At 66.2% G+C, this 23,904-nt stretch carries 19 protein-coding genes and 2 pseudogenes; 9 read left to right on the top strand and 12 right to left on the bottom strand.

Going from position 1 to position 23,904, the window contains the following annotated elements; all coding sequences use genetic code 11:
* Positions 1-404 precede the first annotated feature (404 nt).
* The 5 genes from ADK65_RS25640 (at position 405) to ADK65_RS25625 (ending at position 4,478) form a co-directional block, all read left to right on the top strand.
* Complete coding sequence (locus ADK65_RS25640) at positions 405-1,013, top strand: RNA polymerase sigma factor (RefSeq protein ID WP_053673040.1); 609 nt, start codon at positions 405-407, stop codon at positions 1,011-1,013.
* Positions 1,010-1,687, top strand: a complete 678-nt coding sequence (locus tag ADK65_RS25635) for a hypothetical protein (protein WP_053673038.1) — start codon at positions 1,010-1,012, stop codon at positions 1,685-1,687. The genes ADK65_RS25640 and ADK65_RS25635 overlap by 4 nt, the downstream gene beginning before the upstream one ends.
* Before the next feature lie 109 nt (positions 1,688-1,796).
* Positions 1,797-1,970: a hypothetical protein gene (locus tag ADK65_RS38965; protein ID WP_199825704.1), complete on the top strand. Its 174-nt coding sequence runs from the start codon at positions 1,797-1,799 to the stop codon at positions 1,968-1,970.
* A 1,063-nt stretch (positions 1,971-3,033) separates the two neighbouring features.
* Positions 3,034-3,516 carry an RICIN domain-containing protein gene (locus ADK65_RS25630; RefSeq protein ID WP_053673036.1) on the top strand — a complete coding sequence of 161 codons (483 nt, stop codon included), beginning with the start codon at positions 3,034-3,036 and terminating at the stop codon, positions 3,514-3,516.
* A gap of 566 nt (positions 3,517-4,082) precedes the next feature.
* Positions 4,083-4,478 (top strand): hypothetical protein, encoded by a 396-nt coding sequence (locus tag ADK65_RS25625; protein ID WP_159038830.1) that lies wholly within the window; start codon positions 4,083-4,085, stop codon positions 4,476-4,478.
* A gap of 165 nt (positions 4,479-4,643) precedes the next feature.
* On the opposite strand, the gene ADK65_RS38665 is transcribed toward ADK65_RS25625, so the two are convergent.
* From ADK65_RS38665 to ADK65_RS38960, 5 genes and pseudogenes are all read right to left on the bottom strand, one after another.
* Positions 4,644-5,072 carry a hypothetical protein gene (locus ADK65_RS38665; RefSeq protein WP_159038829.1) on the bottom strand — a complete coding sequence of 143 codons (429 nt, stop codon included), beginning with the start codon at positions 5,070-5,072 and terminating at the stop codon, positions 4,644-4,646.
* A 25-nt stretch (positions 5,073-5,097) separates the two neighbouring features.
* The gene (locus tag ADK65_RS25620; protein WP_234352954.1) at positions 5,098-11,577 is read right to left on the bottom strand and encodes an RHS repeat domain-containing protein; all 6,480 of its coding nucleotides are present in this window, start codon (positions 11,575-11,577) and stop codon (positions 5,098-5,100) included.
* A 159-nt stretch (positions 11,578-11,736) separates the two neighbouring features.
* Entirely contained in the window at positions 11,737-15,408 is a 3,672-nt protein-coding gene (locus ADK65_RS25615; RefSeq protein WP_199825706.1) for a LamG domain-containing protein, read from the bottom strand.
* 296 nt (positions 15,409-15,704) lie between these two features.
* Positions 15,705-16,411: pseudogene (locus tag ADK65_RS25610) on the bottom strand (IS5 family transposase); the annotation flags it as partial.
* Positions 16,380-16,586: pseudogene (locus ADK65_RS38960) on the bottom strand (IS5/IS1182 family transposase); the annotation flags it as partial. The pseudogenes ADK65_RS25610 and ADK65_RS38960, both read right to left, overlap by 32 nt.
* A gap of 183 nt (positions 16,587-16,769) precedes the next feature.
* Between ADK65_RS38960 and ADK65_RS25605 the strand changes: the two are divergent.
* The 3 genes from ADK65_RS25605 to ADK65_RS38655 are packed head-to-tail and all read left to right on the top strand — an operon-like array spanning position 16,770 to position 17,474.
* The gene (locus ADK65_RS25605; protein ID WP_053673030.1) at positions 16,770-17,018 is read left to right on the top strand and encodes a hypothetical protein; all 249 of its coding nucleotides are present in this window, start codon (positions 16,770-16,772) and stop codon (positions 17,016-17,018) included.
* Positions 17,015-17,191 carry a hypothetical protein gene (locus ADK65_RS38660; protein WP_159038828.1) on the top strand — a complete coding sequence of 59 codons (177 nt, stop codon included), beginning with the start codon at positions 17,015-17,017 and terminating at the stop codon, positions 17,189-17,191. The genes ADK65_RS25605 and ADK65_RS38660 overlap by 4 nt, the downstream gene beginning before the upstream one ends.
* A 22-nt stretch (positions 17,192-17,213) precedes the next feature.
* The gene (locus ADK65_RS38655; protein WP_159038827.1) at positions 17,214-17,474 is read left to right on the top strand and encodes a hypothetical protein; all 261 of its coding nucleotides are present in this window, start codon (positions 17,214-17,216) and stop codon (positions 17,472-17,474) included.
* A gap of 15 nt (positions 17,475-17,489) precedes the next feature.
* Here the strand turns inward: ADK65_RS38655 and ADK65_RS25600 are convergent, their stop codons facing one another.
* The 5 genes from ADK65_RS25600 to ADK65_RS25580 form a co-directional block, all read right to left on the bottom strand.
* Positions 17,490-17,978 (bottom strand): hypothetical protein, encoded by a 489-nt coding sequence (locus ADK65_RS25600; RefSeq protein WP_053673028.1) that lies wholly within the window; start codon positions 17,976-17,978, stop codon positions 17,490-17,492.
* Positions 17,975-18,550: a hypothetical protein gene (locus ADK65_RS25595; RefSeq protein ID WP_159038826.1), complete on the bottom strand. Its 576-nt coding sequence runs from the start codon at positions 18,548-18,550 to the stop codon at positions 17,975-17,977. The genes ADK65_RS25600 and ADK65_RS25595 overlap by 4 nt, the downstream gene beginning before the upstream one ends.
* A gap of 351 nt (positions 18,551-18,901) precedes the next feature.
* Entirely contained in the window at positions 18,902-19,285 is a 384-nt protein-coding gene (locus ADK65_RS25590) for a DUF6009 family protein (protein ID WP_053673024.1), read from the bottom strand.
* A gap of 193 nt (positions 19,286-19,478) precedes the next feature.
* Positions 19,479-21,008 (bottom strand): DNA primase family protein, encoded by a 1,530-nt coding sequence (locus ADK65_RS25585; protein ID WP_053673022.1) that lies wholly within the window; start codon positions 21,006-21,008, stop codon positions 19,479-19,481.
* Positions 21,005-22,063 (bottom strand): bifunctional DNA primase/polymerase, encoded by a 1,059-nt coding sequence (locus ADK65_RS25580; RefSeq protein WP_053673067.1) that lies wholly within the window; start codon positions 22,061-22,063, stop codon positions 21,005-21,007. The genes ADK65_RS25585 and ADK65_RS25580 overlap by 4 nt, the downstream gene beginning before the upstream one ends.
* An 855-nt stretch (positions 22,064-22,918) precedes the next feature.
* Here ADK65_RS25580 and ADK65_RS38650 point away from each other — a divergent pair.
* A complete protein-coding gene (locus tag ADK65_RS38650; RefSeq protein ID WP_159038825.1) occupies positions 22,919-23,119 on the top strand; it encodes a hypothetical protein in 201 nt (66 codons plus the stop codon).
* Between the two features lie 26 nt (positions 23,120-23,145).
* Here the strand turns inward: ADK65_RS38650 and ADK65_RS38955 are convergent, their stop codons facing one another.
* Together ADK65_RS38955 and ADK65_RS38645 are read right to left on the bottom strand one after the other, a co-directional pair.
* On the bottom strand, positions 23,146-23,304 hold the full coding sequence (locus ADK65_RS38955; protein ID WP_199825703.1) for a hypothetical protein: 159 nt from the start codon (positions 23,302-23,304) through the stop codon (positions 23,146-23,148).
* A gap of 424 nt (positions 23,305-23,728) precedes the next feature.
* Complete coding sequence (locus tag ADK65_RS38645; RefSeq protein WP_159038824.1) at positions 23,729-23,884, bottom strand: hypothetical protein; 156 nt, start codon at positions 23,882-23,884, stop codon at positions 23,729-23,731.
* Positions 23,885-23,904: the final 20 nt, after the last annotated feature.

The raw sequence follows: 23,904 nt of genomic DNA, 5'->3' as shown, positions 1-23,904 counted from the left end.
GAAGGCAACGACGGCACGCTCAGGCAGAGCGTTGCGTAGGAGATCGATACGGCGCCCACCGTGGTGGGTGCGCTGGTGTAGAGCTGGCGTGCGCCGGGTGGAACACGGTGTGTGACGCAGAACACGTTCGGCATGCGGAGGAGTGTTCGCAGTCTCGTGCAGCGGGGTTATGCCTGGTCAGGGCGCTACTTAGCGTAACTAGCAGCGCTTATTGAATGTTGCACAGGGCTGTCGGGTGGGTGCGGTCGGTGATTTTCTGCGGGACGGCATGAGTGATCGGGCCCGTGAATCACTTAGGTAGGAGGCAGGCCCAACGGCCCGTCGGCGCATGCGAGTTGGCGCCGGGTCCCACACCCCTCAATGGAGAGGAACTCGCTCATGTCCCCTGCCGACGGGAGGCGTTCGTGAGTCACGACGACGCACAGGAACCCTCCGCGCAGGAGCACGGCCTCGGGTTGTCCCAGTCCATGTACGTGCCGCTGGACCTGCCGATCGACTTCGAGGCGTTCTACCTGGCGCACCAGGAGGCCTTCCACGCGTATGCGGAAGTCCACTTCGGTACCCGCGCGGCCGCGGAAGAGGTCATACACGAGGTCTTTCTGGAGATCCACGCCGGCTGGACGGAGCTGCTGGGCTCCGGCCACGTGGAGCAGGGCGCGTGGGCGATCGTGCGGCGGGCCGTACGCGACCGCCTGGAGTCCGAGGGGCGTGCGCCGGCCTTCATCATCAACGGCCCTATCGCGCAGGCGCTGGCCGCGACCAAGGACCGGCTGGAGAGGATGCAGTCCACGACCGGCCTGTACGAGGCGATCGCGGAGCTCCCCAACCGGCAGTTCGAGGTGATCGTCCTGCGTTACCTGCTGGGCTACCCCACCTCGAGGGTCGCCTGGTTCATGGGAATCGACGAGCGCACCGTCGGTCATCACCTGCGCCGCGGCAAGGAGCGTCTGCGCGTGAAACTCGGACTGCCCGACGACCGCAAGAAGCCCAAGCACAAGCAGAAGGGGGAATGACCGTGACCACCGCCATCGACACCCTGCTGAACGAAGCGCAGATTCCCGTCTCCAGCACCAAGCGTTTCGATGTCGCCGCCGCCCTGCGGCGGCTGGCAGCCGACGCCTCCCGCCGGACACCCACCGTGGAGACCGCCCGCGCCGCCCAGGCCGGACAGCGCCTGGAGGTGGTGTGCCGGTGGCTGCTGAACGAGCCGGACGCCGCCGCCCACGTCGACAAGATCGCCGACGGCCCGGGACGCGGACCACTAACCGAAGAGCAGATGGACCTCGACGGCGCGCTCGTCTTCGCCTGCCTGCTGTACCTGACAGGCCACCAGGAATCCGCCCAGTTCTGGTGGCAGCTCGCCGCCGGCGCCGGCAGCCGCGCCGCCGCCTACTGCCTGCACCTGCACCACCTGGCCCTCGGCGAGACCCGCGCAGCGTGGCACTGGTTCCACCAGCTCACCCACTCCATGGCCGACACCACCCCGCCCGACGCCGCCTTCCTCGAGGGCCTGGAAATCGTCGCCCGGTACGTACGCCACAACGGATCCCGCGCACTCGCTCCCAGCGGCCGCCTGGAGAGCGAAGTCGACCGGCTCGCCGCACGCACGCCTGACTGCTCCGTCATCGTCGCCCGGCCCGACCGCCAGCTGGTCGCCCGCCTGGAGGAGTTCACCGCAGGACGCTGACCAGGTCATCCAGCACAGCAAAAAGGGGAGCCCCGCCCAGGCCACCGGTTCCGAGGCCACGGCCAGGCGGACTCCCCACACAACGCCGCTTCAGAAAAGGACGTCTGCCATGCAGCCTAACGACCACCCACCCCGCGCAGGCAGGAAACGACGCACCACGCTCCGGCAGCGGATCGCCCGCCGCCGACGCATCGCCCTGTCCCACATGCTGCGCGGCGCCTGCTACGGCATCGGCACCGGAGCAATCGGCATCGCCTTCATCTGTCTGGAACGCCTCCTGTAGCCAGCATCATCGACGCGCACATCGGTGTCTCGGGGGTTCGAGGATCGGGGCGCTGAGTCGTGCCCCAAGGCGCTGCTGTCGTCCTGCCCTGGCATGCAGATGGCCCCGCCTTGGGTGGGGGCATCTTGCGATCTACTCGCAGGTCAGTGACCTTGCCACGACATGATGATTAGGCTGACCGCGCCGCTGCCAACGCCGTAAGCAGCGCCCCGCAGCAACCGTCCATAGACGATTCGCTCCGGCTGGGCACCGTCGTGTGGTGAGACAGTGGAAGGGCGATCGGCGGTATCCCCGCAGATCGCCCCGGAGCGTCGTTCCTGATGCGCGCCGAGCGCAGTCCGGCCTCTTGCCGATCAGGCAGAAGGTCTGGTGCGAACCGAAGGGGAGGTGTACTCATGTGATTGGGGGGCTGATTACGAACTTGCCGTGGCAGGCGAGCGAGCCTTCGGGTCGCGGTACCACTGGATGAACGCGCGGGCGGCGAAGCGGCGGGCTGCTCACCTGATGCGCAGATACAGCACTAGTGGGACGACTACCGCACCGGCCCGGTCCACCGCCGCGCCCAGGACCTGCACGAAACCAAGCGATCTTCGCCCAACACCAGCGAGCGCGCCATGCGGGAGTTGCAAACGTGCCCGCGACGTGAGCAGCCGCCGAGCCGAGTTGTGTCGCTTCTCCGGTCGCCGTATTGGCTCCTTGGGCGACATTCCAGATCCGCACGCTCTTGTCGTTGCCGCCGGTGGTGGCGAGCCAAGTGCCTGCCCCGACCAGACCGTCACCTACACACCCGCGCCCTGACAGACCCCGTCTTTCTCCGGCCGCTCAGTGCGATGGGCCCGTGTCTGCTCGCAGGCTGGGCAGACGCCGGTCATCAGAGGCCGGCTGGTACACCTGCGTCAGCCCGTGCCGGATCGGCGATGGCCTGTTGCAGGCTTTGGACACTCGGCCGAGCGGGTGTTCGTCCCTGATGGAGAAACGATCTTCCGGGCGGCAGCCGACTCCTGAAGGTGGCCGGGCGGATACCCTTCGTGATCACCAGTTACCAGCGAAGGAGGGCCGCTTCATGGTCAACAAGATGATCCCGGAGAAGGTTCCACAGCTGATCCAGCACAGCGTCAGTGGCCTCTACATCACCCCGATGTTCCGCAAGAACGAGGATGTTGAGTTGCGGTTGTGGCGCTACGGCGCCGCATCCGAGGAAGAGGAGAATGTGCAGTGGGTCTTCGAGCCGGTTAACGGCCAGGACCGGGTCGTGCAGATCAGGAACCGCAAGTACGACCGGTACATCACGCTGTCGAAGCCCTCGGCGAACACTGCCGTCACCTACACGCACCCCAGCGGGGCGGGAGCACCCGCCCAGTGCTGGCGTCTGATCTCCCCGGACACCGCGCAAGCTGACTTCGTGATCGCCTCCATGCTGGACAACCAGCTGGTCATCTGTCCCAAGGAAGGCCGACAGGAAGGCGAGACGACGCTGGAGGTAGAACAGTTCGGCCCCTGGACCGACCAGTTCTGGCGTTGGCGCACTCCTCGCGGGAAGAAGTGACCCGAGCAGGGCAGGAGGACGTCGGTGGCCGGTGAGCAGGTTCTGGTCCTGCTCACCGGCCTTTTCCCGCGACGTACCCGTTCACCAGTGCACGCCAGCTGCCGTGCGCGTTCCTGAGGTTCATGTCCCGCCTGCAGGACGTCGGCCAGAACGACACAGGCCAACGGGCACGGCGCCAGATGCGGCCCGGTCCTGAAGGTGGTCCGGCGTGGTGGTGGCGCCCGACGCCTGCCCTGGCGCCGTGCAGATGCCGTATCTGCCGGTGGAAGGATGCCTCCACAGTGGCGCGGATTGCTGCGCCCGGATCCCGTGAACACCCACGGCACGGGCAGGAACTGTCGGTGTACACATGAACGTCCCCGGCTTCGTACGGATGAAAGGGGGCCAATTACTCCCCTGGGGCCGAGAGCGAGGGCAAGAGCCGCATCGCACTGCGCCTGGCGGGGACGTCGCTGAAGGAGTACCGCGAGCTGACCGGGCACCTGTCCAGGGAGCGCGCCGGGTACCTCCAGATGGAGGCCGACGCGAGGCAGGACGCCCGGCAGGCCCTGGCCGAGGCATGAGACGTGGTGCGGCAGAGCCGCTTCGCCGAGAGCTTCGGTGTGGCGAGCACACCGGTGCCCGACCACGTGGAGAAGGTCGCCGAGCGGCTCGTGGAGATGCGCTCCGAAGCCGAGCAGCGCGGCCACAGCATGGACAAGCGGGACCGCGACGACGTCGGCCGCGCCACCCGCAGGGCAGGCGAGTTCCGGGCCTACGCCGCCAGTCACCGCGCCCAGGCCGCCGACGCCCGCGCCGAGAAGACCCTGCGCGCCACGATCGCCGAGAAGTACCCGCAGCTGTACGACCGGGAGGTCACGGGACGCCGCGCGTTCCAACAGGCAAAGCAGACCACGCAGCACCAACCGGCCGCCACAGCGCACCTGCAACCGACACAGTCCAGAGGGCGAAGCAGGAAGTGACCCTGGCGGGGAGCAAGCTGCAGTTTCCCCGGCGGAATTATATGCCGGTGCGCTTAAATCACCGCCCAGCGCAACGCTCCCGCCGGATGTTCCTATGGAATTACAGCGAGGGCTCAGGGCAGGACATTCCTCCTGAGCCCTCACCAAGAACTAAGCACGTTCCCCTTACACCGAGTCACGCGCCTCAATGTCCGACAAACCTAGAGGCTCAAACACTGGGACCAGTTGCGCCAGGTACCAGCCAAGGTCACAGAACTTCTGGGAGCCCGCGAGAGGTTTGGGGTTGATTCCGATCACGAAAGAAGCAGAAGTTCGATCCGGGTGAATCAGGAAATCACCTCCGTGTTCACCGGTGAAGAGAAGCGTGATTCCCACGGTTCGACCCGCTGAACTGCTTTTCTCCATCCTCGACAAGATCTCATTCAGATGAGAACTGGGCGCGTTTCCCCAGTCGAACATACCGTCCTCATCGATGAGGTATGTCACCTTCCCGTCTCTTGATGCTCTCAGGCCACCCCCCAATAGGGCTCGCACGAAAGTCGGAGCATCAATGGATCCGTTGAAGGTGAAGTCGATATCAACCGATCGACTCATGATCTCACCTCCTCCGCCGGTTCGGCTATCTTGAGATTACTTCCCACGGGATTCCCTTCTTGTTGAGCCAGTTCGTAATCTGAGCGGGTATGGGATTCTCAGATATCACCTTGTAGTCGATGCCGGCCTCCTGAGCTATCCCGGACTTCTGCCCCTCGGTGGAATAGAACTTGCTCAGGCGCTTAGGGTCTTTCAGGGTGTTCTCGAAGAACTTACCCGATTTCGCCTCATACCATGTGCCTCGTCCGGTCGTTGGGTCTACGTAGGCACCATCGAACTGGCGACCCTTCTCAGAAAAACCTCCGCCGCCGCCAAGCTTCTCGTGAAGGAATCCTTCGTAGGCGTCACCGTGTTCCTGCGCCGCTCGCCCCCCCTTGGCGCCATCGGCTTCACGGAACGCTTGTCCCAGTTTATCCGAACCGGAATCGATCATCCCCCCTCCGGCAACGACGAGTCCGCCGCCGCCAGCCATGGAAGGAACTCCGGCTGCACACAGGACGCCGACTCCGCATTCGACGACTCCAGAGACAAAAAGTACGCCGCCTCCGGCGGTCCCAAATGCCCCGCCGGCGGTCTCGATGAGTCCAGACCAGAAGTCTCCATTAGACAGGAGACTTGAAAGATAGTTGCCGAAATTAAGTTCAGTGTCCGTGGAATCGACATGGCCGATGCAGTGACCGTAAGCACACGCCAGCGTTTCGCCCGTGCTGTAGTTGTACATCGACTGACCAGTACTCTTGGTCTTGGCCGTCCCGCCGTTTCGCCCCGTAGATGCCGGCGGGTTGAGGTTTGGGGGGTAGGCGGGGTCTACTGCTTCTTTGCCGATCTTCCCTGGCCGACAATGTCCGTTCCCTACCGGGTCATCACACAGACCAGTCGGGTCGCTGCTCGTGGCCGGATGCTGGTTGGCGTAGGCGTATCCGTTGAGGGACTGATGTTGATCGAGTGTGAGTAGCGGGTCGACGCTGATGAACTGGCCGACTGATGGGTCGTACTCGCGGGCGCCAATGTGGGTAAGACCGGTTCCTCCGTCGGCTGGCTTGCCCAAGAAGGCTTTGTCATCAGGCCAGGTGCTCGCCTTCGTGCCCCGCGTGTCACCGAAGGGGGTGCTGTAGCGCTTGGTGACCGCATACGTGGTCGCGTCCAGGGCGACGCTCGACGTGCCGTGGTGATCTGCGGCCAGGAAGTTGAGCTTCGTGCCGGAGGTACCCGAGACCGCCGTGCGCACCGCGATGGTCTGGGCGTTGGCGGTGTAGTAGCGGGCTCCGGAGAGGATCTTCGTTGTGCCCTTGACGGTTAGGCGGACCTCATTCCCGCCGGGCAGATAGAGGACGGTGTCACCGTCGCCCTTGGCCCTACGGAGCAGCAGTTCGCCGGACGCGTCGTAGAGGTAGGTGGTCTCCTTCGCGCTTTCGGTGAGTTTGGTCACTTTGCCTTCGGCGCTCCAGGCCAGTGTCTGCTGCGCCGTGGGGCCGGGGCGGGACGTTGTGTTGCCACTGATGTCGTAGGTGTAGCTGCTGGCCCGGGCGCCAGTGGTGACGTCCAGTGTGTGTGGCTTGTTGTCCTTCGTCGTGTCGTAGGTGTAGTTGGTGGTGTGGTCACCTGTTGAGGTGTGCTTGGTCTCAGTCTTGCGTTGCCCCGCTGCGCTGTAGGTGTACGAGGTCCAATAGGGGGCAGAGCCGTCGATGTTGGACGTCACGCGCCCCGTTGCCGCACAGTCGGCCGTCTTCGGTGTCCAGGCTTCGGCCATACGTCTGTGGCCGTCGTAGGCGAAGCACTGGAAGTCCGTCTTGGTCGTTCCGCCCTGGGTGGTGCCGTCGAAGATCGACGTGACGTTACCGGCGTCGTCCCGGGTGAATTTCAACTCCTGCGGCATGTAGCCGTGTACGTCATCGGTGACGTAGGCGCTGCTGAGTCGCCGGGTGCCCGGCTCATAGGACCAGTTGAGGTACGCCTTCTTCGACGAGTCAGCGGGGTCCATGCCGAGAGCGAGTTGGCCGAGATCGCCTTGCGGGGAGAACGTCGCGCCTTGGAGGTAGCCGGTGGTGCCCTTGGAGCTGATCTGGTGGCCGGTCGAGTCGTACTCGTAAGAGACCGTCTCGGTGGGCAGTCCACCGATCGCGGGCGAGGCGTACTGGCTGGTCGTCCCGTCCAGATTAAAGCCCGTGCTGAATGACATGGTTTTCGGGACGCCTGCCGTCACCAGCGGTTCGGTGTCGGGCAGAAGCAGCTGGCTGCCGGTGACCTGGTAGAGGTTGTCGTAGGCGGTGACCTTCTGGGTGTACGCCTTGCCGGCCAAGCCGCCGTCGTAGCGGACCGCGGCGTCCTGCTGACCTTTGGCGAGGGTGTCGAACGTCCAGGCTGCGAGCTTGTTGCTGTCCGTCTTGGCGACCTGCCACATGCCCGTCTTGCGGCCGAGATCGTCGTAGTCGTAGAGCAGCTTCTTGTTCGTGTCGGCGTTCGGCGTGGTGCTGACGACCTGGTCGAGGGCGTTGTACTCGGTGGCGCTCTTGCCCTTGTCCGGGTCAGTGGCCGTGACCTGCCGGCCGAACAGGTCGTAGGTGTAGGACCACTTAGCTTGGTCAGGGCCCGTGATGGTGTCCTGCTGGCCTGCCGGGGTGTAGGTGAGTGCGGTCTTGGTGAAGTCGGTCCCCGTCGGCTGCGGGCCGCCGTACTCACGGCGTTCGGTCGTCTGGCCCAGGGCGTTGGTCACCACTGCGGTGGCCTGGCCGCCGTTGGGGGCGCTGGTGCTGACCGTGTCACCGGAGTGGGACGTAGTCGTCGTCCAGCGCGTAACGCCGTGAGCCTTGGTGACCGCCTTGATCGGGCGGCCAGCGCCGTCGTACGTGGTGTCCGTCTGAATCGGCGCCTGACCCGCGGAGATTTCCACCGGCATGGGAGCGGGGGCTGAACTACTGTCCCAGATATCTGATTGCTGGCTAACCTCCAGGCCCCTGGTGTCGTATAGCTTCAGCGAGACGAGCCGACCGCCCTGCGGGGTCGGGGACTGGGTCTGGCGGGTGCGCAGCAGTGAGTCGTAGAAGGTATAGCTGGTGTTGTAGCCGGAGCCGTCGCCCTTCAAGGTCCCGGTGGATACCCAGGACATTGCGGAGCTGGTGACGTTGTAGGCGTGGACCTGGTTCGGCGTCTTGTTCAGTGCCTTGAGGCGGTTCGGCAGCCAGACTTTGGTCAGGCGCCCGAGGCTGTCGTACTCGGTCTCTGTGATTTTGTTGTTGGGGTCGGTCACCTTCCGTGGCGTGCCTGTGGCGAAGTCGACGGTGGTCGTCGTCTTGTACAGCTTGGCGTCTTCGGCAGCGGTCGTGGTCAGAGGGCCGGTTGCGGTCGGCGTGTAGGTGGTCCTGGAGACCTGCAGGCCGTTGGTGTTCTTGACGATCAGCGGGCGGCCGAGCGTGTCGAAGGTCGAGGTGGCCACCTTCTGCCAGGCGGGCGCATCGTCACTGCCGTAGCCCTTGGCCCGTCCGGTCCAGGTCGGGTCTCCCTTAGTGGGTGTCTGGGCGGCCGACCAGACGGTGGCTGTCGCGTCGTCGTAGACGGTGGCGGTGTCGGCGATGACGTCGCCGGGGCGGCTGGAGTCCGCCGGCAAGTCGAGTGCCGACTCGGCCGTGGAGCAGGGCTTGGCCACTGTCCGGGTGCGCGATGCCAGGGAGTTGATGCCCTTGGCGTCGTTGCGGGCGTACCAGGTGCGGGTGCACTTCTCATCGCCGGGAGCCGCGGTGTCGCCTTGGTCTTCGACGGTGGCGGCCATGCCGTAGTCGTCGAAGGTGGTCTTCACCGTGCGCACCCGGTCGTATGGGTCGAGCTTGCTGGTGATGTTGGTGCTGGAATGGGTGGCGCCGGTGCGGACGTAGTACGCCTCGATGTCCGCGTACGACTTGTGCTGGGTTGCCGTCCGCTTTGACCAGGGATCGTTGATCGTGCCGGCGACTTCGGCGGCGCCATTGTAGGTGACCGTCTCGCGGGTGAAACCCGCGTACTGGTCGGAGTCGGTGATCTTGCCAGCCTTAATGCCGGTGACTTCTGCCGTCTTGCGGGCGTCTGAATCGGGTGTCTTGCCGTCCGGTCCCAGGACGCGGTCGCCTTGCATGCCGCGTAGGTACACGGTGACCGTCTTGCTCTGGGTTCCCGTCGAAATGCCGGCGAGGTGGATGACTTTCTCAAAGCCGCGCCAGACGGACCAGGTGCGCTCCTTGGCCGGGGTGAGCGGGTCCTCGTCGTAGTGCCAGGCGCCGCCGCCGCTGTACTGGTAGGTGTCCTCTAGCGCCTCCGAGCCGCCGCGCTCATCGACGGTCTGCACCGAGCTCACCGGGTACTTCTGGAACCAGTCGAGAATGGGGTCCTTCTCGCCGTTGGGAGACCAGTACACCGGGTAGCAGCGCTTGATGTTCCGGTCGGCCTTCGGCATGGTCTGGCCGGCGACGCAGTCGGCGTCTAGGTAGGTGACGATAGTCTTCGCGCCGGCCTCGGAGGTGACACTCTTCAGACGTGGCTTGTGCAAGGGCAGGATGTCGTCAGTTCCGTCGACCCGGTTGGCCCGCATCTCGTGCGTGAACTTGACGGGGTCCAACGACAGGTCGGCGCCACGCTTGCCGGTGTGCTTAATCTCGTCCAGCCACAGCGACTGATCCGTCGAATCACCGGTGTCACCCGGGTCCAGGTAGTTCTGCTTCAGAGACCAGACGTCCACCGGGTCGAAGGCGGGAGTCGTGGCCGCCGCATTCCACGCATAGGTGGTGACGGTGCTCAGCCGCTTGCGGGTGAAGAACGTCGGGCCGGTATTGCCGGTGCACTTGTCGTCGTCCTTGCAGACCGCGTCGAACGGCACATCTGGCCAGTTGTCCCGCTTGTCCTCAGTCAGCGAGTCACAACCGGTGCCGGAGGCGAGGCAGCGTTCCGCGTAGTTGAGGACCACCTTGTTCGAAGCGACGGGAGAGCCAGAGAACAAGGCGCCGGCACGCTGGCCGTAGCGGATCTCCTTGAGGTAGCCACCGCGGACGTAGTCGGTGCCAGTGTTGTCGTTGCCGAGTTTGTCGTAGTTGTTGTGTTCGGCTGTGTACCAGTAGGACATGGCGTTGTCGTGTGTGTCTTCGACGTAGTCGAGGTTCCACCGCCAGGCCTGGGGCTTGGCGCGGCCGGAGAAGCTGGTGCCGTCTGCGTAGCCGGGCTCGCCTTCGTCGTCGCCGAAGACGGGTACAGTCCACACCGACCGGGTGCGGTCGTCGGTTCCGGCGCCCTCGAGTTTGTTCAGGCCGAAGACGTACTTGGTGCCGTCGCCGGTGATGACCGTCCAGTACTCGCCGTTGTCGTCACCGTTGTCGGCGTCGGTGGAGCGGGTGACGGTGGAGGCATCGTCGTTCTTCAGCCGCCATTTGCCGGTGGTGTCGTCCTTGACCAACTCGGTGGCCTGGCCGTTGAGGACGAGGGAGGCGTTGTCGTACTTCCAGCACAGGTCGAACTTGTCGTCCTGGCCGTCGTCGTCACAGGAGCCGTACTTGCGCTCGATGTAGGACGAGGTCAGGTCGAAGCCCTCGCCGATCTGGCTGCCTTGGTTGTTGGTGCTCGCGGTGCGTCCGTCGACGGCGCCGGAGTCGTACGAGATGGACAGGTCCGGCTGGGGCCCGGCCGCGGCCGGCGGCACCCGCAACGGGTAGGACCAAGTGAACGTGCCCGACGAGCCGCCCGCTTCCCAGGTCGAGGAGGCCGACAGCGGGGTTGCCTTGTAGTCGCCGGCTCCGGACTGAGTCCCGGCCGCCAGCGCCAGCATCACCGGCGTGCCCGAGGACGGCAGGTTGATAGGCGCCGATACCTGGCTCTTGGAGCGATCATTGGTTGAATCGAGTGTGAGGCGTTTGCGGCATTTCGCCGATGCCGGATCCGTCAGCGAACAGCCGGGCAGACGCGTCAGTTGCAGGCGGCCGGCCCAGTCGCCTCCGTAGGCGGAGGCGAAGGCCGAGTAGTCCAGGCCCAGCCGCGTCTTGCCGCCGTTCTTGGGGCCCGTAAGTTTCAGGGCGACGCCCTTGACACCGAGCTTCGCCGCCGTCTTTTGGCCGAGGACCTCAACCGTGACGGGCTCAGCCGTCTGGTTCTTGCCCGGGACAGTCAGGGTGATGGGCAGGGACCCGGGGGTGGCTTTGGCGGTGCCCTTGGCCGGCAGGTTCATCAATGCTTTGCCGGCCTTGGGCCACGTAGTCCGCTTCGACCGGTCACGGTGTGCGCGGGCGATCGCTGTCTGGTCCGCTTCTTCGGACTTTTTCACCGTGGCGGCGGCCTTCTTGTTCACCTTCGCGGTGAACGGGCTGACCTTGGCCGAGCGGGGCTTTTGCAGGCGGGGAGCGCCCAGGGGATCGGGCTCAGCGCCGAATGCTACGGGTGTGAGCAGGCCGGGGAGCATGGCCAGTCCGGTGGCGGCGGCCAGGCGGCGGGACCAGCGTCTGGTGGTCCCGCTCCTGCGGCCCGGGCCAGAGCCGGGTATGCCGAGGGATTTCATGTGGTGTCTTCCTGTACGGCGCCGGGGCGGCGCGCCGGACGCGGGCCGCTGAGACGGTGGAAAGAAGGAGGGAAAGCGGATCCGGCCTGCCGGTGCTGGGGTCGGGCGCGCTCGCGCGGCTGGCCACCCAGTACCGGCAGATCTGGCTCGGGGCAGGTCTCAGGTGGTGTCGGGCGTGTCCAGCACCTGAGAGCGGACCTGGTCGGCGGTCATAGCTCCGGTCCAGACCCTCAGGTCCTGCAGGCCGCCCGGCAGATAGTTGCCCGTTTTGCTTGAGGCGGTCCCGCGGCCGAGGCTCAGCTCACCACTGCCCTGCTGCGGGGTAGTGAAGCCAGCTGCTTGTTCTGAGGGTTGGTCGAATTCACCTACGTAGAGGTGAAGTTGGCCGTAGCGGACTTCGGTGGTGCCGTCGGTCGCATCGGTCCACTCCCAGGTTTCCTGGGCGTCGAAGGTGCCTGTGATCTGGACCCAGGTGTCGGTGGCGGCCACGTCTGCTGCGGGCACCTGTGCGCTCTGGGTGACCTTGCCGTCCGGTCCCACTGCGGTGCGGGTGAACTTCCACTGGTAGATGCCGTCGCCGGGCTTCGTGACCCACAGAGCCCATGAGGACTCTGAGTTCAGGCGCTGGGCGGCCACCTGCGCCTGGTAGCCGACCGGCTTGGCGTTGAGGGCAGCGGAATCGAGGCGGACGCTCGCAGACACGGTGAACGAGCCGGTCTCGTCGACCACCGGACCGGTTGCGGCGGCGTACCCGGCTGTGCCGTTCAGGAACAGCGCGTTGTCTTCCTCGTTCAGCGTGGCGCCGGAGGCGGACAGGGTCATGGCCGAGAGCGAATAGGCCGTGGTCTCGGCAACCTGAGTGCCCTTTGCGGTGGTGGCGTCCCAGTGTGCGACCAGTTCGTTGGCCGGCACGCCGTCTTGCAGCACCCTGGCTTCGTTGGCGACCTCAGCCGGCTGCAGGGCTCGCTGCCACACTGCGGCTTCGTCGAGCAGACCGAAGTGGTGGTCGACGTACCTGCCGCCCGCCTTGGAGCGCCCAAACTGCAATCCCCCGCTTGCAGTCCAAGGAGTGTAGGTGGGTGCGGCCTTGGACAGGCCGACCGGCTGGCCTTGGGGCTGGCCGTTGATGAACAGCTGGATGGTGTCGTTGGCGGGGTCAGTGTCCGGGAGGTTGTCATCGCCTTCGGTCTTGAAGACGCCCGTCACGTGTGTCCACACGTTGAGCGGCGGGTTTTCCTGGTCGGACATTGAGCGGATGTACACCGGGCTTGCTGTGTCTTTGTCGGCGCGGTTGAAGACCCACTTCTTGTACGCGGCGGAGTAGTAGAGCGTGAAGGAACTGCCGTTGGTTCCCGGCGCGGACAGTACCGCCCGGTTGGCGGAGGTGTTGGACAGCTGTACCCAGGCGGACACGGTGAAGGAGTCTCGGGTGTTGACCGCAGGGGCGGACGTGGCTGCGTAGCCGGTTTGCTGAGCCGGGTCGCTGGTGTCGTCGTTCAGGCGCAGCGCGTAGTCTGCCTCTCCGCGACGGGCCCTGGTCGACCAGCCGGTCCCTTGCTCACCGACCAGTGTGGCGTCATGTCGGGTGCCGACGGTGGCGGTGTCCTTGGCGGTAACGGTGCCCGAGCCTGGAACTCCGTTCAGGTGCCAGCGGCCCACGGCTGCCTCGGCCGTGGCTACCTTGAAGGTGAACTCCTGGTAGGCGCCCCACCGGTTGTAGACGTCCTTGGCGCGTACCGATAGCACCTGAGTGCCCGACAGGGGCGGGGTCACGTTGGGGACAGTGACTTTGAGGGTGCCAGCTACGGGTTTAGCGGGAGTGGACAGCAACTTCCACTCATAGCCTGTGACGTCGGTCTTGCCGCTGGAGTTGATGTCGGCGGTGTTGGGCTGGAAGGTGAAGGAGCCGGGCACGCCCGGCCCTCCCTTCCCTTCACAGACGTTCGCCGCGCATGCGGTGTACGGAGAGCCGGCAGTGATGCGGGGCGGCTTCGGCGCCGTCGAGTCGATCTTGAAGTAGCACCAGGAGCTGTAGCCGGAGAACAGGTCGCCGGATTTGCCGCTGTAGGACCAGTGGGATTGGGTGCGGGCCTTGTAGCGGTACAGGCCGCCCTCCGCGCGGTCACTCATCCGGAGTTTTTCCAGCGTGCCGTCCGGGTGCCAGCCGGTATCGGGCGCGTGGCCAGTCCACACTCGGTGCCAAGCCGCATCGTCGCCGCGTTCCACAACGTACTCGGCCTGCAGAGAGCCTTCCTGGTCGCCTTTGTTGGACTCGACCCGCGTCTGAACGCGGGCCTGCACGATCGGATCCTTGCGGGTGACGATCAGCGGGTCGCTCGAGGACTTCTTGCAGTAGTCGGTGGTGCCATCACCGGGGATGAGACCAACGTCCGACGGCGTGCCCGGCTTGTAAGCATAGATGACTTGCAGCTCAGCACTGTCGTCGAAGCGCTTCCATGCGCGCGGTTCGCTCTCGTCCTTGGCCCGCAGCATCAGTGTCAGGCGGCTGATCTTGCCGTCCGCGAAGGAGCGGACGGTGTTCTTCAGGTTCTCGTCCGCCTCATCGGGGTTGTCGTTGAACTCGATCCAGGCGTCGGGCTGATCGGGCGTACACAGGTCACCGCGCCCGGCGGCGACGTACCGGTCGCCCATCTGGTCCAGTTGCTTGGGGCCCGGCCACCTGGTGCCTTCGGAGATGTTGTCGGTGCGCTCGAGGTCCACCCAGTAGGGCGTGCAGTTGTACGACCACGTCTCGCGGGCACGGAAGGTGGCGTCAAGCACGTGCTTGCCGGAGAGCTTCGTCGGTGCGAACTCGAAGTACATGCGGTCGATGTAGCCGGATCCGCATGAATAACCATCAGCCGTTCCGCATTTGCCGACGCCCTTGTCGCCGTCGAACATCCAGAACTTGTCACCGTCGGAGGAGATCTTCGTGCGCTCCTGGGCTCCCAGGCCGACCGAAGGATCGATGAACACCGGGTAGACGGTGTCCTTGCCGCGCAGCAGGTCGAGGTCGGGGTGTACGGCGACGGTGTTGTTGTCGACCTTGACGGGCAGGACCGCGCTGGCGTCCCCATTACCGGGCTGCGCAGGATCGTTGTCCTCGGGCTCGTTCACGGCAGTCTGCACGTCGGCCACCATGAGCTGGGGCTGCGGGCCGGACTCGGTGTCATCACCGGCGGAGTCCCACATCTGGCCAGCCGGCCCACGGAAGAGGGCGTTGCCGTCCTCGTCAATGGCCCGCAGCCCGCCGCCGGCGCCCGGTACCACGGCTAGACCGTCTCCGGATGCGGTGAGCTTGACCTGCTCGAGCTCAGGATTGCCGGCTGCTTCCGGTGTCTTCACGACGAGTACCTCGCGGTACCCCTCGGCGGTCGCGGTCAGCTGCAGATCCACCCCGTCCAACACGTTGGCATAGGTGGCTGTTGCGTCCTTCAGGGTCGGCTCAGGCAGCGCGTCAGTCCAACCAAGGGTGATCGACCGGCCGTCCTTGCCCATCCGCAGCATGTCAGAGCCGGAACCACCGCCAGAGAACGACAGGTCGACCACAGCGCCTTTGGGGGCGATCCGGCCGTCAGGCCGGCGCTCCAGGACAGGGTCGACCGGCCCCCAACTGCCGTCCCATTGGTGGACGCGTTGCGGTGTTGAGGACTGGGTGAGAAGGAACGTTCCGTCCGGATTGGCGTGCGTTGTGGAGTACTCCGTACGGTCCGCCATCACCTCCACGGGCTCGCCGGAGGATGCCGCCTGCGCCAGCGCGGTCGCCTCGTCCAACACACTCGCCGTGGCCGCAGCGGCTGTTGACTGCGCCGCAGCCCTCGCCGGCAACATTGGCAGTGCCGACAGCACCAGCGAGGCGGCCACACCCCCCAGTAACACCCCGCGCGTTCTTCGCGCACGCAGACCCAACACAGACCGCACCCCCCGCATCACGGAGCCCACCCTCCGTCACAGAATTCACACAGAAAGCTCAGAGTTAATGCAGAGTCACTGAGCGAGTCAATCGAGTGTGATCCGCACCACGCACACTTGTCCGAATACGACTTGGGCTGTCCAAATCCACGCGCTGATTACCCGGCAAGCACGCTTAATGAGCGTTTGGTGCTTGCTCGTCCGTTTCATTTCGTTTAGCCGCGCCAGTTCGGGGTGGCTTCATGGGTGAGGCGGCGGGTCATGAGGTTGATGGCGGCGAGCTCAATCATGGCGGCTGATCGGTGGGGGTGGGTTTCGTAGTCGCGGGCCAGGCGGCGGTGGTGCATGAGCCAGCCGAGGGTGCGTTCGATGACCCAGCGGCGGGGTGGACATGAAAGCCGCGGGCGGCGGGATCGCGCTGGACGATTTCGAGGTCGGTGCCGATCTGGGCAGCGTGTTCGACGGCTTTGGCCTTGTAGCCGTTGTCGGCCCAGGCTTTGGTGATGGTGGGGTGGTGGGGTCCCAGACTCGAGTCAGGGGTTGGGTGCCGACGGCGGAGTCGTGGACGCTGGCGGCGGTGACGGCGACGGCCAGCAGGAGGCCGAGTGTGTCGGTGACGATGTGCCGTTTGCGTCCGATGATTTTCTAGGCCGGGTCGATGCCTTGGCTGGTCAGGTGGATGGTGGCGGAGGTTTTGATGCTCTGGCTGTCGATCAGGCAGGCGCTGGGCTCGCTGGTGCGGCCTTCCGCCTAGCGGACGGACTTTGCCACGTAAGAGGCCGGTGAGCTGGTCGAATATGCCGTCGGCTTCCCAGCAGGCGAAGTAGCCGTAGACGGTCTGGTGGGGCGGGAAGTCGTGGGGCAGGTAGCGCCAGGGTATGCCGGTCCGGTCGACGTAGAGGTTGGCGTTGATCAGGGCGCGCGCGGGCGATGCGGACTCCGATGCGCTTGCCGCGGAGCCACCTGCGCAGGTCAGCCCGGTCGTATGCTTTGTCCGCATGCAGGCGCTGGGGCTTGAAGTACCGGCCGCGGGGGGGGGCGTGTCTCGTTTGGTGACCCTCGATCATGGGCTTGAGCCCTGGGCTGCAGCGGGTATGTCAAGCCGAGCAGTCGTTGGGCCAGCCGGGTTCTGCCGCCGCCCTGGGGCTGTCGGAGGCAGAAGTGGAACAGCTGCGCACCGGGCAGCTCGACATGGGCGTCTCCAGCTGCAGGGACCCCTTCGCCTCTCCCTACGGACGCGGCGGCCAGCTCTGCCCGGTCGCCCCCACCCGCGGCCTCGAATGCCGCAACGCGTTCGTCTGCCCGCGAACCTGCCCCAGCTTCTGCTCTTCTCCGACCATCTCGAACGCCTTCAGCTGCGGCTGTCGCCTCAGCTCTTCCACACGCTCTGGGGACAGAGCCGCGTCAACGTCACCGAAGCGATCAAGGCCCGCACCGACGCAGAGATCGCTCAGGCCCGCCGCCAGATCGCCGAAGGCAAGGCGGCCCTGCCTCTCCCTCTCTCGGCACACGTGGAGTTCGACGCATGACCAGCCGCCTGCCGCTCGCCCTGCCCGTCTCGGTCTTCCGGGACGACGAGCCCGTCATCCCGTCCCACCCGGTCCTGGAAGGCGCCTGTCCACCGTTGTTCGGCAACACCGGCTGCTGGACCCAAATGGCATCGTCAGAGCCCCGAACCTGGCTGCCGCCGGCTTCCGCGTGATCTTCCGTGAGCTGGACCCCCAGTGGACGAACTCGACCCGGCTGCCCACGACGACGGGCACCCCGGTGAGCTGGTAGAAGTGCTCGATCAGCGCCCCGTACGCGGGTGCGACGGCAGGATCGACGGTCTGCACGTGCGCGGTGCCATCGAACACGATTCCGGCAATCTTGTCGGCGTGGTCGGGGTGGACAGGCGGTGGTCGCTCAGAACAGGAAATGACGATGACGACTCCCGCACCGCCGGTCACGGAGTCCGATCCCACTGCGCTGACCTGCTCCAGTGACCTGGTCGGCCCGTCCTATACGACCGGCGGCGGAGGCGGTGGGGGCTGCTGAGTCTGCCCTGCCTCGCGCATCCCCAACTTCATGGCACTCAGCACGGCATCCACGTCCGACTTGTCACTCCGCCGAAGTACGAAGATCTTCAGCGCCGCCACGAACACCGGACCACACAGCAGCACACCCAGCCACCAGGCGTCTTTCACGGTGTACACGCCGGCCGCCAGCATGGCCACGCCCACCACCGCACCAGCAACCAGGCCGGTCATCTGCAGCGTGTGTCGACGCTTTCCCTTACGTTCCTCCGCATCCTGTCGGCGCGCCTGCAAATCTAGCTGCTTCAGACGCAGTTGATGTTCTCGCTTCAGCTGTGGTTCCAAGGCCTCCAGCGCGACTTTCAACTTGTCCGCGTCGAGGACTTGCCCCCACTGCATCGCGATCTTCATTCCCGCAGAAAGCAGCGGGTCGTCTTCTCGTGGTGCGGGTATTGCGCTGTTCTCGGGGTTCACTGTTGCGCGCCTCCGCCACCTCTGCCCGCGGGCGTGTAGTCGAGCGTGGTGGACTCCGGAGGAGGACCCAGACGCAGGAACAAGCGAGCCAGTGTGTGATCGATAGTTTCCTCCGCCGCCGGCGCCACGTCCTCGATCTCCTCGCGGCCCAACGGCTGCCCTCCAAGCTGCGGCTTGGCCCTGGAGGAAGTGGCTGCGATGAGGTCGTGCCGAAGAGCCGAGACCACTGCGCCCTGCATCTCCTGTACCTCGTTGAGGAGCACGACGTCGTCGTGGACCCGCTCCTCTAGGTGTCGGAATACGGCCAACGTGACGAGGGCCGGGTCGGTGAGATCGGGGCCAAGCGGCACTCGCTCAGTGAGACCCTCACTGACGAGCGCAGACCACAGGTCTCCCAGAGTCGGCTTCGGATCGTTGCGCGTGATGAAGCGGTAGATGCGCCGCGCCGCTTCAAGGTCCTGGCGGAGCGGTGTGTCTGACAACGCTTGATGAACCATCGAAAAGGGCATGTCGGCGGAGGTGAAGCGGATGCTGTATGTGGCGCCGTCCACGGTGTGGGTGAACGAGAGCACCCTCGTACCGTCCGGCGCCCCCTTAGCCTTCAACCCAAGTAGCTGGGTGATCTTGCCCCATAGGCTCATGTGAATCCCCCCTGCAAGTGATGCCCAATCAAGCTAGCGGCACACACGATTGCTTGCGGCGCTCTTCATGGATTGCCACACCGCACGTAGGGGTGAATGGCGATGCCGCAGATTCCTTGCAACAACGTCCCGTCGCGGTCCTGGCCGTCCAGCGCCGCCGGGCCGCCCGAGCCGTGGGCACCGACGCGGGCGGACTGCCGAGGAGCAGCTGTGCCAGCGCCGGCCGGGGTGAGCGGTGAGTCGAGCAGTACTGCAACCAGCGCGCTACGCCGCGCAGGGAGGTCATGCGCGTGTACCGGTTATGGCGGCAGGGCCCCTCTGTGATCGGGGGGTCTTCTCCCCTACCTTCCTTACGTCGATGGTGCGGGGGTCGACGGCCTCTCCGGGGGCGCCTTCTTGGTAGAGGCCTTCGGGTTGGGCGTCGCGGTCGTGTGGGAGGAGGAAGAAGACGCGGCGGCGGTAGAGGCCGCTGTCGGGGTCGGCTTCGGCGTGGTCGTCGAGTTCGGCGTAGCCGACCATGCGGCCGTCGCGGGCGTAGCGGGGTTTGTTGCGGCGGCGGGGGGTCTTGTCGAGGGCCTGGCGCACGTAGTCGAGGTTGTCGGGGTCTTCCAGCCACACGACGTGTGCTTCGTGGGTGAGATCGCCCTCGGTCAGTAGCGAGCTCATAGCTGGTTGCCCTCCTTGGTGTGCCGGGCCGGACGGCGGTCCGCCTCGTGGTGTGGTGTGCCGCCTGTGGTAGAGCCTGCTCTGGCGGCTTCATGGTAGGCCGGGCCGGTGAGGGCGGGTAGGGGCGTCTGGGTGCCCTGATGGACGGCGGGGCGGTGGCGCGGTGGTTTGGTGTGGTGGTGCGGGGGTGGGTTCATGAGGGTGTGTCCAGCAGGGCAAGGCCGGGGTAGTACTTGCGGCCGTTGGATTTGATCATGTCGGCGGGTGAGGCGAGGCCGACCTCTTGCCGGACGCGGGTGGCGAACGCGCGGGCGCCGGCGGGGCGGATGCCTTCGCCGCTGCTGCACCAGGAGGCGTAGGTGGTGTAGAGGAGGCCTTGTTCGACGCGTAGGTCGGGCTGGGCTTCGAGGTCGCGGGTGCAGCATTCGGTGAGGAAGCGGCCGATGTGGTCTTCGGTGTTGGCGTACGCGGTGGTGGCGATGCGGACGCGGTCGGGGCCTTCGAGGTTGTCGCGGGTGGTGAGGTAGCGGCGGGCGCCTTCGATGAGCCACTGCAGGATGCCGGGGCCTTCGTCGCGGACGAGTTCGAAGGCCAGGTTGTCGATCTTGCGGTGGTCGGGGACGGTGCGTTCGAAGGGCAGCAGGCGGATGCGGCGCCAGAACGCGAAGCCGCCGGTGGACACTTCGGGGCGGTGGTTGCCGAGTAGCCACAGGTGGTGGGTGGGGCTGAAGGAGAAGTAGTCCTGCCGCATGCGGCGGGCTTTGATTTTGTCTCCGCCGGTCAGGAGCCGGACGCGGGCTTCGTCGAACTTGTCGTTGGGTTTGAGTTCGCTGCAGACGATGAGGCGGCGGCCGTGGAGTTCGGTGAGTTCGGTGGAGTGCTCGGAGAATGCGCCGCGGTCCATGAGGAATCCGGGTGGGGCGGCGTCGGCGTAGTCGCCCAGGATCTGGATCATGGTGTCAAGCAGGACGGATTTGCCGTTTTTGCCGTGTCCGTGGAGGAAGGGCAGGACCTGCGCGCCGACATCGCCGGTGATGGAGTAGCCGAGCAGCAGGTGCAGGAAGTTGATCATTTCCTGGCCTTCGGCGTCGTCGCCGAAGGTGTCGTGCAGGAAGCGGTGCCAGCGCGGGGTGGGGGTCTGCTGGGGGGCGACGCTGGTGGCGCGGGAGTGGAAGTCGCGGGTGGGGTCCGGTTTGCGGAGCAGGCCGGTGTTCAGGTCGACGACGCCGGCGGGGGTGCACAGGGCGTAGGGGTCGCCGTCGAGGGTGTCGGGATCGACGGAGAGGTCCGGGGAGGCTTTGGCCTGGGTGAGGAGGGCCTTCATTCCGGTGGTGGAGAGGGTGCGCTTTTTGTGGTGGTGGAGCTCGCGGTCGCTGAAGATGCCGCGCGGGTCGCTGTCCGGCATGTCTTCGGCCATCTCTCCTGCGGCCCACAGGGCGGCTTTCTCGCCGCCGGTGCGCTTCCAGCGGTAGCCGTCCCAGGAGAACCAGCCCAGGCCTTCGACGTGGCGGAACTGGTCGCGGTAGAGCTTGACGAACAGTTTGGCGTTGCCGCGGTCTGTGAGCGTGCCGGGCAATGGGGCTGGCTCCGCCCAGGAAGGGGTGGCTGGGGAGGCGTTGGCCTGGGCGGGCAGGGCTGCGGGCGGAGGGGCGGCCTGTTCGAGGTCCAGCATCTGCTGAGCGGCGGCGCTGGCGTCGAAGCGCGGGGTCTCGGCGCTGCTCATGAACGTCCTTTGAGGTGGAGCGGGCGGGCGGCCCCGGCGGCGAGGGCGTCGTCGACGATTCGTACGTTGCGGGCACTTTGCCAGGGGCGCGCAGCCTCGGCAGCCGCGAGCAGTTGGGCTCGCGCAGTGGGTTCGTCGAGATGCCCGGCTGCGGTGAGTCCTCCGGCGGTGTATGCGGCCTTGTTGAGTTTCTCGGTGAAGGCCGCGCCTTCACGCGTGGCCGCGCACTCGGCGACCTCCTGGAGCAGGGGCTCCAGGACACGTTGCCCGCCGGCAGCGGTTCGGGGACGGCGGGCGCGGGGGACTTCGGGCTTGGGTCGGACCGGTGGGCGCTGGATCACGTGGCCGGTCCTCACGAGTTCTTCGCCGAGCCATTCAGGCAGGGGGGCAGGCAGTCGGGTCGGTCCTTCGCGCAGGTAAGTCCCCTGGGCGGTGCGGGTGGTGGGGGCGACGATGTAGCCGCCGTCAGCCCGTACGTCGACCTGCCAGGCAAGGGCGACCTTGGAGCTGGAGCCGGTCGAGCAGCGGAACCGTGTGGCTGGGTGGGGGTTTCGGTACCAGACGTGCAGGCCACCGGAGGGGGTACGCACGCGCAACGTGCTGTCGTCGTCGGCGGGGCTGGGTTGCCGGCGTAGTGCCGCCAGGAGCGCGAGGGTGTCGAAGCCGGACGCCAAACCGTCCAGGTCGACTGAGTCGTGGATGGCGATGCCAGGCAGGAGGCGGTTGCGGTCGGGGACCGGCGCGGAGTGCGCGTCGATATCGATGACGATCAGGTCCGCTCCCCCGCAGGCCACGCCGACGCCCCAGGTCGGCGTGCGGGACCACCAGGCGTCGATGCGCGCGGTGTTGGTCGTCGCGGCGTGGAACCCATGGCATGGACGGCCTGCTGGAAGGCAGGGGCAGTCGGCTGGCTGGTGGTGCTGATCTTTGCAGGCTGCGCAGTTTCCTGCGGGCGTCTTGCGGCCCGCTGCAAGGGGATGGACAGGCCAGCCCTGCTCAGCGCACCACCGGGCAACGGTATGCGGTGTGGCAGGCTTAGCAGGGCCTGCAGGCACTCTCGTCGCGGTGGGGCCGGGCACGCGTCGTCCTTCTTCGAAGTTTTCGTTTCCTTCAGTTCCTTCAGTCCCTGGTGGGCCTAACTGTTGCAGTGACCGCGTGCTGTAGTGAGGGTCCCAAGGGACTGTAGGGACTGTGTTTCGGAAGAGAGTCTAGGACCCAAGAACGATGGTGGGCGGCAGCTTCCCCGCGTGGCGGCCCATCAGCTTTTAGAGTCCCTACGGTCCCTTGAGTCGCTCCGCGGCACAACCTATGGGGGCAATGTCCGAATTGAGAGTGGTTGGAGGGACTGCACTCTCATACAGTCGGCAAACCCATGCTCTGCCGCGCGGCGAGGGACTGGAGCCCTAGCGCAGCCGTGAACAAGGCCGGACTTATCACTGAGCGATGACCCCAGGCTGCTGCAACCGCCAACCCGCCGCGGAGCGGCAGGGACGAAGCCGCCGGCCGCAGCCCTTTGGTCCCTCACCCTAGTCCCTGAACATTTTCGCAGGTCGGAGGCGCAATGAACAACTCGCAAGGGACCGTAGGGACTGGGATCCTCAATTATGAGCTAGCTACAACCTGTAGGCAGGCAGATGCGCCCGCGCGCACCTGCACACAAGACTGGCTCATAATTCCGAATGAGAGTCCCTTGAGTCCCTCGACTGAGCCTCATGTCCGCTTGACCTGCAGTTTTGCCCAGGGACTGAGTAGCAGGGGCCAAAGAGGACTCAGTCACTGATCGCCAGGTCGTTCCGTGGTGGCCACTGTCCATGCAGGTGTTGGCCGACCCGTGGCCAATATCGCCCACCGAGGCCCCTGACCGGCCCTGCAAGAGCTCCTGAACCACCTCGGGCGCTTACTCCCGTCTTATGCAGTGCAGCAGCGGGCCCACCGTCGTACTGGAGCCCGCGGAACAGGAGCCGGTGGCCGGGTCCAGCACGGCCCGAGCAGCGCGTGCAGCAGCTGGCCGTGCTCCACCCGGCCGGGACGGGCTGCTGCTCGTGCAGCACCCGTGTGCCGCCTGGCCCATGCAAATGCTGCGCTGCACCCAGGAGACCGCCCTGCTGTAGCCGGCGACCATCACCAGGAGCAGCGTCTACAGCACGGTGCCGTGCAGGGCGCGGGGGTCGCCGGACGTCGCGTAGCGGCGGGCGGCGAGGCCGTGCTCGAGGGGCTCACCGATCTCCTCACAGAGCAGGGCAAGGACGTCGGCCGCCTCGGTGTCGGATACGTAGGCTGGCGCGACTTCGAGCATCAGCTCGCCGATCGCGTGGGTGTCGGCGGCGAGTTCGTCGACGACGCGGCGCGGCGCGGCGACGGTCGGGTCTGCCGATGGATCGGCGGGTGTCGGGGCGGCGCGGTTCGGATGTCACGGACGGCCTGGCGGACCACCGCGCGCACCGTGGCCTCAGCGAGTGCCTGGAGGCCGCTGTGAGCGAGCGCGGTGAGCCGGCGGGCGGATCAGGCTCCGCGACGTCGCCGCTACGGCCGGAGACGGCGATCAGGGCGCACTGGGACAGGCCGTAGTCGAGCGCGGCCGCGCCGTCCCGGGTCGCTGTATCGCGTGCGAGACGTCTCGGTGCCGGCGGTGACCGCGCCATGGATCGCGGTGAGGGAGCGGGCGACGTCGAGCAGTTGGCAACCTGCCGCTCCCGTTCACGCCCGGCCGCCGGCCGAGGTCACAGTTTCAGGAACACGCTCAGGGCCATGAAGGCGGCGAACGCGATACCCAGGGCCGGGATCAGGACCGGGTACGCCACGGCGATCAGCCCGGCGAGCGTCGTGCCCAGGAGGGCGATGGCCACGGAGTGGCGGTCCTGAGGGTCGTTGGACATGGAGTCGACCTCCTGTGGGC

This window comes from Streptomyces sp. NRRL B-1140, from assembly GCF_001280065.1.
In the GTDB taxonomy this organism is placed as follows: Bacteria; Actinomycetota; Actinomycetes; order Streptomycetales; family Streptomycetaceae; genus Streptomyces.
Note: the sequence above shows the minus strand (reverse complement) of the source record. Positions and strands in the feature narration are given on the sequence as shown.

Excerpts from the sequence above, each read along its gene's own strand:
- ADK65_RS25615 (WP_199825706.1), bottom strand. The coding sequence starts at position 15,408 with ATGTTGCCGGCGAGGGCTGCGGCGCAGTCAACAGCCGCTGCGGCCACG.
- ADK65_RS38660 (WP_159038828.1), top strand. The coding sequence starts at position 17,015 with ATGACCAGCCGCCTGCCGCTCGCCCTGCCCGTCTCGGTCTTCCGGGAC.
- ADK65_RS25630 (WP_053673036.1), top strand. The coding sequence starts at position 3,034 with ATGGTCAACAAGATGATCCCGGAGAAGGTTCCACAGCTGATCCAGCAC.
- ADK65_RS25585 (WP_053673022.1), bottom strand. The coding sequence starts at position 21,008 with ATGAGCAGCGCCGAGACCCCGCGCTTCGACGCCAGCGCCGCCGCTCAG.
- ADK65_RS25620 (WP_234352954.1), bottom strand. The coding sequence starts at position 11,577 with ATGAAATCCCTCGGCATACCCGGCTCTGGCCCGGGCCGCAGGAGCGGG.
- ADK65_RS25590 (WP_053673024.1), bottom strand. The coding sequence starts at position 19,285 with ATGAGCTCGCTACTGACCGAGGGCGATCTCACCCACGAAGCACACGTC.
- ADK65_RS38665 (WP_159038829.1), bottom strand. The coding sequence starts at position 5,072 with ATGAGTCGATCGGTTGATATCGACTTCACCTTCAACGGATCCATTGAT.
- ADK65_RS38965 (WP_199825704.1), top strand. The coding sequence starts at position 1,797 with ATGCAGCCTAACGACCACCCACCCCGCGCAGGCAGGAAACGACGCACC.
- ADK65_RS38650 (WP_159038825.1), top strand. The coding sequence starts at position 22,919 with ATGCAGTGCAGCAGCGGGCCCACCGTCGTACTGGAGCCCGCGGAACAG.
- ADK65_RS38955 (WP_199825703.1), bottom strand. The coding sequence starts at position 23,304 with ATGCTCGAAGTCGCGCCAGCCTACGTATCCGACACCGAGGCGGCCGAC.
- ADK65_RS38645 (WP_159038824.1), bottom strand. The coding sequence starts at position 23,884 with ATGTCCAACGACCCTCAGGACCGCCACTCCGTGGCCATCGCCCTCCTG.
- ADK65_RS25635 (WP_053673038.1), top strand. The coding sequence starts at position 1,010 with ATGACCGTGACCACCGCCATCGACACCCTGCTGAACGAAGCGCAGATT.
- ADK65_RS25605 (WP_053673030.1), top strand. The coding sequence starts at position 16,770 with ATGCCGCAACGCGTTCGTCTGCCCGCGAACCTGCCCCAGCTTCTGCTC.